General features: G+C 59.9%; 11 protein-coding genes. 8 read left to right on the top strand and 3 right to left on the bottom strand.

Going from position 1 to position 15,182, the window contains the following annotated elements; translation table 11 throughout:
- Window positions 1-125: 125 nt before the first annotated feature.
- From IG617_RS03390 to IG617_RS03405, 4 genes are all read left to right on the top strand, one after another.
- A complete protein-coding gene (locus IG617_RS03390; protein ID WP_209008231.1) occupies window positions 126-1,745 on the top strand; it encodes an EAL domain-containing protein in 1,620 nt (539 codons plus the stop codon).
- A 247-nt stretch (window positions 1,746-1,992) separates the two neighbouring features.
- Complete coding sequence (locus IG617_RS03395; protein ID WP_192107271.1) at window positions 1,993-2,559, top strand: TetR/AcrR family transcriptional regulator; 567 nt, start codon at window positions 1,993-1,995, stop codon at window positions 2,557-2,559.
- 23 nt (window positions 2,560-2,582) lie between these two features.
- Window positions 2,583-3,680 (top strand): efflux RND transporter periplasmic adaptor subunit, encoded by a 1,098-nt coding sequence (locus IG617_RS03400; RefSeq protein ID WP_192107272.1) that lies wholly within the window; start codon window positions 2,583-2,585, stop codon window positions 3,678-3,680.
- 33 nt (window positions 3,681-3,713) lie between these two features.
- On the top strand, window positions 3,714-6,800 hold the full coding sequence (locus IG617_RS03405; RefSeq protein ID WP_192107274.1) for an efflux RND transporter permease subunit: 3,087 nt from the start codon (window positions 3,714-3,716) through the stop codon (window positions 6,798-6,800).
- 74 nt (window positions 6,801-6,874) lie between these two features.
- Here IG617_RS03405 and IG617_RS03410 read toward each other — a convergent pair whose 3' ends face one another.
- The 3 genes from IG617_RS03410 to IG617_RS03420 form a co-directional block, all read right to left on the bottom strand.
- Window positions 6,875-7,429, bottom strand: a complete 555-nt coding sequence (locus IG617_RS03410; RefSeq protein WP_192107277.1) for a hypothetical protein — start codon at window positions 7,427-7,429, stop codon at window positions 6,875-6,877.
- A 63-nt stretch (window positions 7,430-7,492) separates the two neighbouring features.
- Window positions 7,493-7,987: an ureidoglycolate lyase gene (locus tag IG617_RS03415; RefSeq protein ID WP_192107279.1), complete on the bottom strand. Its 495-nt coding sequence runs from the start codon at window positions 7,985-7,987 to the stop codon at window positions 7,493-7,495.
- 7 nt (window positions 7,988-7,994) lie between these two features.
- Window positions 7,995-8,816 carry a bifunctional allantoicase/(S)-ureidoglycine aminohydrolase gene (locus tag IG617_RS03420; RefSeq protein ID WP_192107281.1) on the bottom strand — a complete coding sequence of 274 codons (822 nt, stop codon included), beginning with the start codon at window positions 8,814-8,816 and terminating at the stop codon, window positions 7,995-7,997.
- 197 nt (window positions 8,817-9,013) lie between these two features.
- Here IG617_RS03420 and IG617_RS03425 point away from each other — a divergent pair, with 197 nt between their 5' ends.
- The 4 genes from IG617_RS03425 (at window position 9,014) to IG617_RS03440 (ending at window position 15,145) form a co-directional block, all read left to right on the top strand.
- Window positions 9,014-9,601 carry an ImuA family protein gene (locus tag IG617_RS03425; protein WP_192107283.1) on the top strand — a complete coding sequence of 196 codons (588 nt, stop codon included), beginning with the start codon at window positions 9,014-9,016 and terminating at the stop codon, window positions 9,599-9,601.
- Window positions 9,516-10,994: a Y-family DNA polymerase gene (locus IG617_RS03430; protein ID WP_192107285.1), complete on the top strand. Its 1,479-nt coding sequence runs from the start codon at window positions 9,516-9,518 to the stop codon at window positions 10,992-10,994. Before IG617_RS03425 ends, IG617_RS03430 begins: the two co-directional genes overlap by 86 nt.
- Window positions 10,991-14,347: an error-prone DNA polymerase gene (locus tag IG617_RS03435; protein ID WP_192107287.1), complete on the top strand. Its 3,357-nt coding sequence runs from the start codon at window positions 10,991-10,993 to the stop codon at window positions 14,345-14,347. The genes IG617_RS03430 and IG617_RS03435 overlap by 4 nt, the downstream gene beginning before the upstream one ends.
- Window positions 14,348-14,503: 156 nt before the next feature.
- Window positions 14,504-15,145: a PEBP family protein gene (locus tag IG617_RS03440; RefSeq protein ID WP_192107289.1), complete on the top strand. Its 642-nt coding sequence runs from the start codon at window positions 14,504-14,506 to the stop codon at window positions 15,143-15,145.
- The last annotated feature ends 37 nt before the right edge of the window (window positions 15,146-15,182 follow it).

The following is a 15,182-nucleotide window of genomic DNA, read 5'->3' on the forward strand; positions in this document are numbered from 1 at the left end:
CGAAGATCTATCGTCTACGGCGTCACCGAACGCCTTGATATCGGTTAAATATGACAGGGTGTTCAGTGGTTGTTTACGCCTTTAGAGCATTGTTCTAAAGAGTTTGTTCACCTGCGGGGCAGTCGTTGTCACAGCGTTACATCATATTTGTCAGGGCGGTCGTTATTGCGGTTGTTCTTGCGACCGCGCCGCTCTTCGCGGCCAATATGATTTTGAATCAATACGCTGAAAGTCAGGCAGAGCGTGAACTTGAGGCGATGGGCGAACGCTATATCCAGCGCGCCGACAACGCGATCAGCAGTACGGTTTCCGCACTTCAGCGCCTGGACCGTGACGATATTCAGACCTGCGATGCGGAAGATCGCGGGTTGTTGCAGTCGGTGATTTCCAGCGAAGGCTACATAGATGCCATCGGTCTTGTTGACCGGGATGGCAAGCGCATGTGCATCGTTCCGGATATGGAACTGACAGGAGAGGCCATCCTGCCGATCCTTCAGCAGGATGGACCGCTGGTTGGCATCGGCATGCTGGACAAGTCGTTCCTGGGTGCGCGCGTCGCCGTAGTCAGTTGGGACCTGGGCAACGGCTATCGCCTTTTTGCCGAAGTGACGCCGGTTGCCATTGCCTCCGACCCGGGACCTGAGTATCTGCGGGCCTACCGGCGTGCGGAGTTGCGGCTTGGCAACGATATTCTCTGGTTCGAGACCGGAGGCTACAATTCCGAAAGCTCAAATCCGGACAATGCCATCGTGGTCCAGGTCCGGTCCGGGCGGTATCCGCTGGAGGCAACACTGGTTGCGCCCAAGTCGGCGGCGATCCAGGTTGTTCACGATCTGAAGATCATTGCAGCGACCGCCTGTGCTGCCTTTGCCTTGCTCTTCGTCGCTATTGGCGTCTGGTTCTCCTGGCGGCCGGAAAATGAAGCCAACGACGACTTCATCGCCGCGATCCGCAATGGCGAGTTCATCCCTTACTACCAGCCGGTCATGGACATCGAGACCGGTAAGCTTCGCGGTTGTGAGGTTCTCATGCGGTGGCGGCGGCCAAACGGCATGATCGTGTCACCGGGGCAGTTCATGGAATATGCCGAGAGAAACGGCCATATCTTTGACATGACGCGGCACCTGATGGAGCAGACCTGCGAGGAGGTCGGCAAGCTTCATCTGGAAAACCCGGATCTGAAGCTTTCGATCAACCTGTTCGCCGGACATTTCCGAAATCGGGATGTGGTCAACGATATCAAGTCCATCTACGAGGGGTCTGATATTTCCTTCCAGCAGATCGTGGTCGAGGTGACCGAGCGCTACCCGCTGGAGGATCTTGAGCTTGCGCGCAAGATCATCGCCGAGTTGCAGGCGCTTGGTGTTCGTGTGGCGCTTGATGATGTGGGCACCGGCCATGGCGGCATGGCCTATCTCCAGAAGCTGGGCATTGACATCATAAAGATCGACAAGATGTTTATTGATGCGATTGGCGACGACGACAGTTCGACGACCATTGTGGATTCGATGGTCGAGCTTGCCGACAATCTGGGAATGGGCATCATCGCGGAAGGCGTCGAGCAGGAAGAGCAGATCGAAAGACTGCGTGAACTCGGTGTGACAGCGGCTCAGGGCTATTATTTCGCAGCACCCATGCCTGCCAACCAATATCTTGAATTCGCTCTCAATCTTGAGCTTGCGGAGCGCGACGCAGCCAAAAAGGCTGCCGAAGAAGAAGCCGCAGCGGCAGGCGAGGCCGCCTAGAGTCGTTTTTCGCGGGGTCGCGTGAGGCGGCAGGCTCCACCAGATTGCGCTTTCATTTCCTGTCCATGTCCCTCCAGCCAGGCGATTGATGTCGCACGGGCTTGTTTTCGCGATATCTGCCTAATTTTTAGCACTTGTCTGTACCGACCGGACGGATTATTTAAACTCGCAAGTTTACGATGAGGTCGCCGAGTGGTGGAGCGCCAAGAAGCCTGCCCAGGAGTGATCCCTGCATGATTGGTCAAACATGAACCTGCGCCAGACCCGGAAGCCGCCGACAACCAAGATCGAGATCCTTGGTGCTGCACTCGATATCGTGCGCGAGGCGGGTGCGCTCAGCTTGACCATCGACGCGGTGGCCGAACGCAGCGGCTTTTCCAAAGGAGGCGTCCTCTACAATTTTCCGACCAAGGACATTCTGGTCGTTGCCATGGTGCAGCATGTTGCGGATCGTTTCGCGGTCGATGTTGAGGAGCGGCGTCAGCTCTATCTGGATGCCGACAGCCCGACGCTGGCTGCGATGATCGATGTCACAGAGCGCTGGATCGAGAACGAACTGTCGGTCGCAAGAGCTCTGATGGTCGCAAACTTGAGCTTTCCTGGTCTTGTGGCTCCGATTCTCGAGCTCAAAAGCCGGTTGAAATCCAACATACAAACAGAAACGGCAGATTTGACAGGCGCGCTGGTGATTTGGTCCGCGCTGGAAGGACTGCAATTTTCGAATGCTCATTGTGTGGCCCTTCACACGGATGAGGAGCGTCTGGCTGTGCTGGCCGAGCTTCGTCGCCGCGTGAATGTCGAAGGCCGGCGCTGAGCCAAAAGATTGAAAGACAGGACATGAGTGTGCTCAATCAAAGTGTTTTCTTGCGGCGTCTTGCGCCTGTGATCATGCTTGCGGCCTTCGTCGCAGCGTGTCAGGAAGAGGGGCCGGACCAGGTCGCGGAAGCTGAGGCTGCCCTGAGTGCCCAGCCACGGCCGGCGAAGATCTTCACCGTTTCAGACCAGGTTGGCCTTCAGTCGCGCCGCTTCACTGGCCGCGTCGAGGCGGTGCAGACGGTCGACTTGTCCTTCCAGGTTGCCGGCAAGTTGGTCGAGCTTCCGGTGCGCGAAAGCCAGGAAATCGACAATGGGGCCTTGGTCGCCAAACTTGATCCGACCGACTACGAGCGCGCGGTCCGCGAAGGAAAACTGCGGCTCAAGCAGGCCAAGCAGGATCTGGACCGGCTGGAAACGCTGCGCGACCGTTCGGTCATTTCCCAAAAGAGCTACGACGACCAGAAGAATGAACATGATCTGGCGGTCGAAGCTCTCGCCGCGGCCGAGCAGAACCTCGAATACGCCGAGATTCACGCGCCTTTCGACGGCATCATCACCCGGCGGCTGGTCGACAGCTTTACAACTGTAAGCGTTGGAACGGCCGTCGTTCGCATGCAGGACGTTTCCGAGATCCAGATCGACATCAACGTGCCCGAGGCGCTTTTCGCTAAGGTCTCTGAGGATCAGGTCGCATCACTTCATGCGGAGTTTCCTTCCATTCCGGGACAGGAATTTCCGCTGGTCTATCGCGAGCATTCCACGGAAGTGGACACGGTGACACAGACTTACCGGATCACTCTGGCGATGGAGAGCAAGCCGGATGCGCAGATCTATCCCGGCATGACGGCGGCTGTGATCGTGAAGCTCCGGCCGGAGGGGCTGGATCTGGCAAAGAGCCTGCTGGTGCCCACGTCATCGGTTGCGGTGGACGGAGACCGGAAGGCCTATGTCTGGCGGTTTGACGAGAGCTCCAGTGCGGTCACCAAGGTGCCCGTGGAGGTCGGTGTCGTGACCGGAGACTATATTCCGGTCACGGATGGCGTCGCCAAAGGGGACAGGATCGTTTCGGCCGGCGTCGCTCAATTGAGCGAAGGCCAGACCATCCGTCCGCTTCCCTGATCCCGCAACGACAGCCATTTCGGATAAATTCCCGTGGATATAGCTCGATACTCAATCGAAAAGCCGGTCAACACCTGGATGATCGTGCTCCTGGCGTTTCTGGGGGGGCTTTGGGGCCTCAGCACAGTCGGCCGTCTTGAAGACCCTGCCTTCACCATCAAACAGGCGCAGGTAATCACCGCCTATCCGGGCGCGACAGCGGCCGAAGTCGAGACCGAGGTGACGGAGAAGCTGGAAACGGCAATCCAGCAGATGCCTCAACTCGACAAGATTACGTCTGTCTCACAGCCCGGGCTTTCGCGGATCGAGGTGGAAATCAAGCCCACCTACGACGGCTCCGAATTGCCGCAGGTCTGGGATGAACTGCGCCGCAAGGTCAACGACGAAACCCGAAACCTTCCCGACGGGGTCCAGCCACCTCTGGTCTATGACAGCTTCGGGGACGTCTTCGGGCTCTATTACGCCTTCACCGCCGATGGTTATTCGCGCCGGGAAATCCGCCAGACCGTGAAGAAGATCCGGCGCGAACTCCTGACCGTGGAAGGCGTTGCCAAGGTCGAAATTGCAGGGGAACCTGAGGACAATATCTATCTGAACATCTCGCAGGAGAAGATGGCCGGCCTCGGCATCTCCTTAACCGATGTTGCAGATGTGCTGTCCGCGGAAAACGCCATTCAGACCAATGGCTCGGGACTTTCCGGCGACAAGCGCATCCAGCTGATGACAGCGTCTGCCTTTGACGAATATGGCAGCATCCGAGACCTCACCGTCGGCAAGCCGGGCTCGACTGCGATGATCCGCCTGTCTGATTTCTCGACGCTTGAGCTGGGCGAGCCTGAAGAGCCGAGCCTTCTGATCCATCATGACGGTCAGGAAGCAGTAACGCTCGGCGTTTCACAGATCGATGGCACCAACATTGTCGACGTGGGTGCGCGGGTGATGGCAAAACTTGCCGAGATCGAGGGCAATCTGCCGCTCGGCATGGAAATCCAGCCCATCTATCAGCAGAACGTCATTGTCGATGAATCCGTCAACGGCTTTATCGTCAATCTGGGCATGTCGGTTGTCATCGTGATCGGTGTGCTCTGTCTCTTCATGGGCTGGCGCGCAAGCCTCGTCGTCGGGACGGTTCTGTTGCTGACTGTGATGGCAACCGTCCTGTTCATGCGCATCTTCACCATCGAGATGGAGCGGATCTCGCTCGGGGCGCTGATCATCGCCATGGGCATGCTGGTCGACAACGCCATCGTGGTGGCCGAAGGCATGATGATCAACATGCAGCGCGGGCAGAAGGCAATTCCGGCGGCAAGTCAGGTGGTGAACCAGACGAAATGGCCGCTCCTTGGCGCGACGGTCATCGGGATCATGGCCTTTTCCGGCATCGGCCTTTCACCTGATGCGACGGGTGAATTCCTGTTCTCGCTCTTTGCGGTCATCGGCATCTCGCTGCTGCTGTCCTGGGTCTTCGCGGTCACGGTGACGCCGCTCTTCGGGAAGTATTTTTTCCGCACCACCGAAGCTGGACCGGAGCACGATCCCTATAAGGGCATCCTCTACAGGCTCTACCGGGGGCTCCTGGTCGGATCGCTTCATGCCAGACTGCTGACCGTCGCGATCCTGATCGGGGTGACCGTGGCCTGCGTGATCAGTTTCGGCAGCGTGAAACAGGCCTTCTTCCCCGACAGCAACACGCCGATCTTCTATGTGCATTATTGGGCGCCACAGGGCACGGACATCCGCGCGACCGAACGTGACCTGAAGGCCATGGAAGCTGTTGTCCTGGCTGACGACCGCGTGGAGACGGTCACGACCTACGCCGGAGGCGGTGCAACGAGGTTCATGCTGACCTATTCACCGGAATCGGCCAATCCCTCCTACGGCCACATGATCATCCGCACGAAAAGCCGTGACGACATCGATCTGCTGGCCATTGAATTGCGCGAACGCTTCTATGCCGACTTCCCGGCGGCCCAGATCATGACCAAACGGCTTGTCTTCGGCCCCGGCACGGGATCGAAGATCGAAGCGCGGTTCTCAGGCCCGGATGCGGATGTGCTCAAGGCGCTCGGGGATGAGGCTCAGGCCATTTTCATGAAGCCTGACAACAAACTGGGGGATGTGCGCACGGACTGGCGTCAGCGCGAGCTGGTGCTTCGCCCCTTGTTTGACGAAGATCGCGCGCGGATTGCCGGTATCACACGGCAGGATCTGTCCCAGTCCCTGAAGTTTGCGACCGACGGCGTGCAGGCCGGTGGCTATCGCGACGGGGATGAGACCATCCCGATCATCGTGCGCAAGGAGCGTCAGGACGGTGTTTCCGCCACCGAGACGATCTACGACACCCTGGTCTGGAGCTCCAGTCAGAGCCGCTATGTGCCTGTGGATCAGGTCGTGTCCGAATTCGTCATGGAGCCACAGGACACGTTGATCCACCGGCTCGACCGCGTCCGGACACTGACGGTCAAGGCGGAAACAACAGGTACGGAAACCGCGGCATCTGCTCTGGCCCGCGTGCGGCCGCAGATCGAAGCCATGCAGCTTCCTGCCGGTTATGCGCTGGAGTGGGGCGGGGAATACGAAAGCACCAATGATGCGCAGGCATCGCTTGGGGCGCAGCTGCCGCTCGGTTTCCTGATCATGTTGATCATTTCGATCCTCCTGTTCGGATCGGTGCGCCAACCGCTGATCATCTGGCTGATGGTGCCCATGTCGATCAACGGCGTTGCACTGGCCTTGCTTGGAACGGACACGGCCTTTGGCTTTATGTCGCTGCTCGGCTTCCTGTCCCTCTCGGGCATGCTGATCAAGAATGCCATCGTCCTGCTTGAGGAAATTGACCTTCTGATCAGTGAGGGCCGGGAAAAATACACGGCGATCGTCGATGCCAGCGTGTCGCGTATGCGCCCGGTCATGCTGGCGGCGATCACCACCATCCTCGGCATGGCACCACTGCTCTACGACGCGTTCTTCCGCGGCATGGCCGTGACTATCATGGGCGGCCTGGCCTTCGCCACGGTTCTGACCCTGATTGCGACACCGGTGCTCTACGCCTTGTTCTTCCGGGTCCGCCCGCCGAAGAAGGACAAGAAGGTCGCTACGGCGGAAACGGCGCAAGCCTGAGTGATCTGCAAATGAATATGCAAAAGGCGGCCTCTAAGGCCGCCTTTTTATTTGGTTCGAACCGTTTTTGAAGGTCAGCGAGCCGACCAGACCACGGGATAGTCCTGCGGTGGCGCGTAGTCGCCCGAGCATTCCGGTTTTTCTCTACGTTCAACCAGAGTGTAGGCCGTGCCATCTTCGTTCAGTTCATGGATGTCGAACACGCCGCAATTGGCATCCGGTCCGTAGAAAGAGCTGGTTTGAACGACAAGCCCATTCTTCAGGACTTCCGGGTTGATGGCCGAGGGGTAGGTTTCAGCGCCACTCCCTGGTTCAACGGCAAATGCGAACAGTGTAACGCTGCTGTCCGGCTCGAGCCGCGCCAGGTAGGATTCAATGTTCACGTCGCCGTTCTGACAGGGCACCACATAGAGCGTCGCGCCGTCGGCAAGGTCCAGCTTTTGAAAACCGAAGGCGGGAACGGCGTCATCCAGATAGCAGTCCAGCTGCTCGGTCCCAATCGCAGCGATGGCTGCGGGGAGGTTGGAAACGTCATAACCGCCGTCCTGGGCGTGAGCCGCCGAGATCAGACTTGCCGACATACACATGGCACCGGCAAGAGCCGAGCAGGCGGATCGCAAAGTGTTCATGAAATCAAGTCTCCAGGTGATCGGCAGGCCATGGTCTGACCGATGTAAAAGGAAAGAAAATGATCAGCCTTGCGCGACCAAATAAGCCTCGTCGAACCAGACCTCTTCCAGATTGTCTCCCGGACCAATGCGGTCGACGACGGCAAAGAGGCCAGGTTCTGACAAGGGCGTCAGGACGCCGTGCCAGGTTCCCTTGTGGAAATTGATGCCCTGGCCGGGCGCGGTCATGAAGGCACGGGGTTCTCCCGGCTTTCCGTTCTCGTCAGGGCACACGATGACCAGAAACGACTCATGGGTCATGGGCAAAAAGGCCTGGCTGCCCAGAGGATGCCGCTCGACCATCTCCAGACGATAGGGCAGGGTGCGCCTGTCCGACTTGAACAGGCTTATTCCAGCCTTTGCCCCGTCACCTGACAGATCGATGTCGACCAGATCGTGATAGCGTCCACAAAGCCCTTGATTGATGACCTTGTCCGGCTCGCCCGTCGCTTCAAGGACGTCTCCGAAAGGGGAAAAGGCCTCTCGTGTCAGGCTTTCAATGGTGATTGTCCTGGACATGATCAACTCACCGCAGCTTCATGTGGCGGTTGACGTCCTTGTAGAGCAGATAGCGGAATTTTCCCGGCCCGCCCGCATAACAGGCCTGTGGGCAGAAGGCGCGCAGCCACATGTAGTCACCGGCTTCCACTTCGACCCAATCCTGGTTGAGCCGGTAGACCGCCTTGCCTTCCAGCACATAGAGCCCGTGTTCCATCACATGCGTTTCCAGAAACGGAATGACGGCACCGGGTTCAAAGGTGACAATGGTCACATGCATGTCGTGGCGAAGGTCTTGCGGGTCGACAAAGCGGCTCGTGGCCCATTTGCCTTCCGTTCCGGCCATGGCCGTTGGCGTGACGTCCTTTTCATTGGTGACGAAAGCCGTCGGCGTGTCGAGGCCTTCGACCTTCTCATAGGCCTTGCGGATCCAGTGAAACTTGACCGGAGCGTCGCTCTCGTTCAGCAGCTGCCAGTCGGTGGCAGGGGGGATATAGGCGTAACCGCCTTCCTCCATCTGGAACACCTTGCCGAACAGGGTCAGGCTCAAGCTTCCCTCGACAACGAAAAGAACGCCTTCGGCCTCCGGATCCGTCTCCGGCTTCTGGCTGCCGCCGCCGGGCTGCACTTCCATGATGTATTGCGAAAAGGTCTCGGCAAAGCCGGACAAGGGTCGTGAAATCACCCACAGGCGCGTCTTGTCCCAAAACGGGAGAAAGCTTGTCGTGATGTCGCGCAAGGTCCCCTTGGGGATCACTGCATAGGCTTCGGTGAACATGGCGCGGTCGGTGAGAAGCTGCGTTTGGGGCGGATGGCCGCCGGGGGGCGCATAATAGGAGCTGTTGCTCATTCCAAGTCCTTGCAACTGGAAACGCATGCCGGACCGGGCGCTGCAGCCCTGGGTCAGCTTGCGAATTGATGTGATCCGGCAAGATATTACGGAGGCGAGGGCGGCGCGTCCAAGCTTTTGTGCTGCTGCCAAAGAAGGGGACCCTCGTCTGTTTATACAGGCTGGAAAAAGAGGCCATTCACTGCCATTTTGGTTTCATGTCGCAAGAACGTTTCACCTCCTTTCCCCTGCAAAGCGCCCGCGTGCATGAAGTTTGCGGCCCTTCCGCCTTGAGCTTTGCCGCCATCGCGCTGTCTGCCGCGCAAGGGTCTGCCTTATGGGTGAGCAAGAACTGGTCGCGGGAAGAGCTTTATCCTGTGGGGCTGTCCTCTTTGCTGGATCCCACACATCTTCTTCTGGCGCGGCCGGGCAGCCAGGCCGATGGTCTTGCCGTTGCCGAAGAAGCGCTCCGGAATGAGGCGCTTTCATTTGTCGTGATCGAAATCATCCAGCCACTGGACCTGCGCGAAGGCCGGAGGCTGCAACTGGCGGCCAGGGCAGGGAACACGACAGGGCTTTGCATTATCCCTGAGGGCATGGGCTCCAACGCAGCCGAGACCCGTTGGCACGTATCGCCGGTGTTTGATCCCGAGAGAGAAGACTCGACTCTTATGCATTGGAGTATTATTAAGAACAAAAAGGGAACAAACGGAGCCTGGAATGTTCGGTGGGATCCGCAAACGCGTCGTCTCCATGTGGTTTCCCCGGTTGGCGAGCGACCGGGTTCTAAGGGCGCGTCCGGTTGATGGCCCTTTCGCGCTGACACTCAACACCAAGAACGCCAACCGGCTGTACTGCCTGAATGCAAAAGCCGAGCGGCAGGGGCTGTATCGGGGCATGTCCTATTCCGACGCCCGTGCCTTTTGCCCCGAGTTGCAGAGCAGGCCCGCCGACCCGGCGGCCGACATGCGTTTTCTTCAGGCCCTGCAGCGATGGGCCCTGCGCTATTGCCCTTGGGTTGGGATCGACGGCACTGACGGTCTTAATCTCGACATCACTGGCTCCGCGCATCTGTTTTCGGGTGAAGCGCCGATGCTGGCCGACATGCGCCAGAGGCTTATGCGGGCCGGCGTGTCTGTCCGTCTTGGGTTGGCCGACAGCCGCGGAGCTGCCTGGGCGCTGGCCCATCACGGCGAAGGCGTATGCGAGCCGGGAAGGCCATTGGAGACGCTTGGCGCGCTTCCCGTGACGGCGTTACGTCTGGAACCGGAACTGGTCACGGGGCTTCAGCGTCTGGGTCTGCGGACCATTTCCGATCTTGAGACCACGGATCGGGCTCCTCTGGCCCGCCGTTTCGGCCTCACCCTGCTCCGCCGTCTTGACCAGGCCCTCGGGCGCCAGAATGAGGAGATTTCACCTCTTTCAGATCCTCCTCATTATGGCGTGCGCATGACGATGCCCGAGCCGATCGGGCTGGTTGATGACGTGATGGGTGTGACGGCGCGGTTGCTCGACCGGCTTTGCGGCAAGCTGCAGGAAAATGGCGCTGGCGCGCGCATCCTTTGTCTGACCCTGAGCCGGGTTGACCAGGAGGCGCGGACGGTCGAATTGCGCCTGGCGCGCCCATTGCGTGATGCCCAGCGTATCCTGCCCCTGTTCGCGCGCGGGGTTGCAGATGTCGACGCGGGCTACGGCATCGACCGGATACGCCTGGAGGCGGTTGAAGTCTTGCCCTTGCCGCCCGAGCAGGTCAGCCATGTCGCAAGCGTGTGCAAGGACCAGCTCGATGATCTCATGACCCGGATCGGCACAAGGATCGGTTTGGAGAACATTCAACGGTTTCAGCCGGTCGACAGTCATGTGCCTGAACGGGCTTTCTCCGTTGTTCCTGCTGCTTTCAGCGAGCCCAGAGGCGGTTGGACGAGCTTTCGTCCACGGCCGATCCGCATGTTTCCGCCCGAACCGATCATGGGGCAAGGCAATCGCCCGCCCGAGCGATTTCGCTGGCGGCGCATGTCCTTCACCACGGCACGGGCCACGGGACCTGAACGGATTGCTGCCGAGTGGTGGCTGGAGGACGACAATTGGCGCTCCGGCGTCCGCGACTATTGGAAAGTCAACACAAGGCAGGGCCATCGCCTCTGGCTCTTCCACACTCCGCAAAGCCCCGGCTGGTTCGTGCAAGGGGAATTTGCATGACCCTCCATTGCGGCTCGGATCTTCAAAACTTCGGAGGGTTTTCGCAAGGATACGCGGAGCTTTGCGTGACGTCGAATTTCACCTTTCTCACCGGAGCCTCTCATCCTGAAGAGCTGGTTCTGCGCGCGGCCGAACTCGGTCTTGAGGCCATCGCCATCACCGACCGCAACACGCTGGCCGGGGTGGTTCGGGCCTATTCAGCCTTGAAAACCCTCCGAAAGGAAGCTGAAGAGGCGCTGCGCATTCGCTCAACTCATCAGCTCGATCACAGTTCCCGACAGGAAGCAGGGGTGTCCATCTACTTGCAGCGGCCTGACACTGTACAGCTGCCGAAGCTGATCGTCGGGACCCGTCTGGTGCTGCGTGATAGTCCGGTCGAATGGCTCGCCTTGCCCACGGACAGGGCGGCCTATCACCGGCTTGCGCGCTTGCTTACCCTTGGCAAGCAACGGGCGGAGAAAGCCGAATGCCATCTTGATCTTGCCGATCTTGAACAGGGCTGCCGGGGCATGATCCTGATCGCTTTGCCGCCGCGTGATCTGTCCGCCGCCTGCGAACCTGTTCAAAGGCTGCACCGCCGGTTTCCCGGTCATGTCTTCCTTGGCGCAGCACCCCGTTATGACGGCTCGGACCGGATCTGGTTCGATGCCTGTGCCATGCTGGCCCTCAAGACCTCGGCGCCCATGGTGGCGGTCGGTGATGTGCTCATGCACCGTGGGTCCCGGCGGCAGCTTGCCGACGTCCTGACCTGCATGCGCGAGGGGCTTACCATCGACGGGATCGGCACCCGTGCGCTTCCCAATGCGGAGCGCCGGCTCAAGGGTGAGCCGGATATGGCCCGGCTTTACAGCTCTCATCCGGCCGCGCTGCGACGAACGCTCGAGATCGCGGCCCGGTGCAGCTTTGACCTGTCCCAGCTCAGCTATGAGTACCCCGACGAGATATCGAAGGGAGAAGCTCCTCAGGAGCGCCTTGAAAGGCTGGTGCGCGAGGGTATTGGGCGCCGCTATCCGGACGGGGCCTCGAAACGGGTGTATGAGCTCGTCGACAAGGAGCTCGCCCTGGTCGGGGAGCTTGGCTATGCGGCCTATTTTCTGACCGTGCACGATATTGTTGCGGAGGCGCGCGCGCGGGGAATTCTCTGCCAGGGGCGGGGCTCGGCCGCCAACTCGATCCTGTGTTATCTGCTTGCGATCACCGATGTGTCCCCGGACATGATCGGCATGGTGTTCGAGCGTTTCATCTCGCGCCATCGCGGCGAACCGCCGGATATCGACGTGGATTTCGAGCATGAGCGACGCGAGGAAGTCATCCAGTGGATTTACGAAAAATACGGGCGCCATCGTGCCGGGCTTTGCGCCACCGTAATCCACTTCCGCACCCGGGCCGCGATCCGCGAGGTCGGCAAGGTCATGGGGCTCAGCCAGGATGTGACCGCCAGTCTGTCCGGCCAGATCTGGGGGCAGTCCAACAAGGGCGCCGATCCGGAACAGGCACGCCAGCTCGGCCTGGACCTGGAAAACCGCCGTCTTGCCCAGACCATTCACCTCATCGGCGAGATCATCGGCTTTCCCCGACATCTGAGCCAGCATGTCGGCGGCTTCATCATCACCCGCGGCCGTCTTGACGAGCTCTGCCCCATCGAGAACGCGGCCATGGAAGGCCGGACAGTGATCGAATGGGACAAGGACGACATCGATGCCTTGGGAATTTTGAAGATCGACGTCCTGTCTCTGGGCATGCTGACCTGTCTGCGCAAGAGTTTCGAGCTTCTGGCGAGCCACGAGAAGATGGATTTTACACTCGCCACAGTGCCCCAGGAGGACAAGGCGACCTACGACATGCTGTGCAAGGCCGATGCGGTGGGGGTTTTCCAGGTCGAAAGCCGGGCGCAGATGAACTTCTTGCCGCGTATGAAGCCGCGAACGTTTTACGACCTCGTCATCGAGGTGGCGATCGTCCGGCCCGGTCCCATTCAGGGTGGTATGGTCAAGCCTTATATCAGGCGGCGGCAGGGATTTGAGAAACCGGAACCTTTCGGTCCAGCGCTAGCGGAGGTCACCCACAAGACCCTCGGTGTGCCCTTGTTTCAGGAGCAGGCCATGCAGATCGCCGTGGTCGGGGCCGGCTATAGCGCCGAGGAGGCGGACCAGCTCCGCCGCTCTCTGGCTTCCTTTCGGCGCATGGGGACGATTGCCCATCACCGGGATCGTTTCGTCAAGGGCATGCTGGCAAACGGCTATTCCCGGGAGGTTGCAGAGGCCTGCTTTTCCCAGATTGAGGGCTTCGCCGATTATGGCTTTCCTGAAAGCCATGCCGCGGCCTTCGCCATGCTGACCTATGTGTCTTCCTGGCTCAAATGCCGCCATCCCGCGATTTTTGCCTGCGCGCTTTTGAATTCCCAGCCGATGGGCTTTTACGCCCCGGCCCAGATCGTGCGGGATGTTCGCGAGCACGGCGTGGAAGTTCGGCCCATCTGCGTGAACAGCAGCGTATGGGACAACACGCTTGAGCGTCGCGCCGATGGAACATGGGCCTTGCGGCTCGGCTTCAGGCAGATCAAGGGTTTTCGGGAAGAAGACGCAGGCTGGATCGTGGCGGCGCGGGGCAACGGCTATCCCGATCCTGAAAGCCTCTGGTTGAGGGCAGGGGTGCTGCCCTCCGTGCTGGAACGGCTTGCAGAGGCGGATGCTTTTATCGGGATGGGGCTCACACGCCGGGATGCGCTTTGGCAGGTGCGGGCGATCCGTGCGCCAAAGCCGCTGCCGCTCTTCTCCGACCCGCTGGATGGAGAAGGAATTCGCGAACCCAAGGTAGAGCTGCCGGCCATGCACCTGGGGGAGGAGGTGGTCGAGGATTATGTGGCCATGCGGCTCACGCTGCGGGCTCATCCGATGGAGCTTCTGCGTCCCGCCATTTCTGGCCTTACACCCCACGATCAGCTGATCGATGCACCGCTCAGGCGCACCAGTGTCTGTGGCCTCGTCATCACCCGCCAGCGCCCGGGCACGGCCTCCGGCGTCATCTTCCTCACCCTGGAGGATGAGACCGGTGTCTCCAATGTCGTGGTCTGGCCAAGGGTCTATGACCGTTTTCGCCGTATTGTCATGGGCGGGCGCCTGCTGCGTGTCACCGGGCGGCTCGAGCGTGAAGGCATCGTCGTTCATCTCATCGCGGATCATATCGAAGACCTGTCCCACCGTCTGGCGGATCTGGGGCATCCTCTGGACGAGGCCATCGGCATCACCCAGCCGCAAGCCGACGAGGCTCCCCGCCCCATCCGTCAACGCCCCACCGCGCGTCACCCCCGCGAGCAGGCCAAGCACCTCTTTCCCAGCCGGGATTTCCATTGAATTCCGCCGGCGCCTTTCTCAAGGAAATGCGGGCCAGCCGGATGACGCAGGGCAGCTATGGCGGCGCCCTACATTTCGATACAATTATCGACAATCGGGGACCATAAACCTGTGTTAGGCACATCCTAAAGCCAACCAGACATCAGGATCATTGCCATGAAGCTCGTGACCATCGCAGCCACATTGCTTTCCCTTTCCGCGACCGCCCTTACTGCCGAACCCTTTTCGGCAGATGTCTGGGCTGACAACTGGTTTGAGATGCGGGTCAACGGGACGCAAGTCGCCGAAGATCATGTTCCCATCACGACCGAGCGTTCGTTCAATGCCGAGAGCTTTGACTTCGAGGTCGAGCGGCCTTTCGTCGTCGGCTTTATCGCCAAGGACTTCAAGCAGAACGACACTGGTCTTGAATACATCGGCACAAGACGGCAGCAGATGGGAGATGGCGGCATCATCCTCCAGATCAAGAACGCTGCCGGCGACACGGTAGCGGTCAGCAACGCCGATTGGCAGTGCCTCGTGACCCACACCGCGCCACTGGACAAGTCTTGCGAAGGTGACAAGAACCCTGTTGCGGGGGAAGGCGCCTGCGGTTTTGAGACGAAGGCGGAGCCCGCCGGCTGGGACCAGCCTGGCTTTGACGCCTCAGCCTGGCCTAAGGCGGATGTCTATTCCGCGCGCGAGGTCAGCCCAAAGGGCGGCTACGACCGGATCGATTGGGATCCAGACGCCGAACTCATCTGGGGCCCTGATCTTGAGCAAAGCAACACGGTGCTCTGCCGCCTGGTTGTGGACTAAATCGTATTTCTGGCCAAGAGATCTACCCGTTCGACGG

Source organism: Roseibium polysiphoniae, assembly GCF_014842925.1.
GTDB lineage: Bacteria > Pseudomonadota > Alphaproteobacteria > Rhizobiales > Stappiaceae > Roseibium > Roseibium polysiphoniae.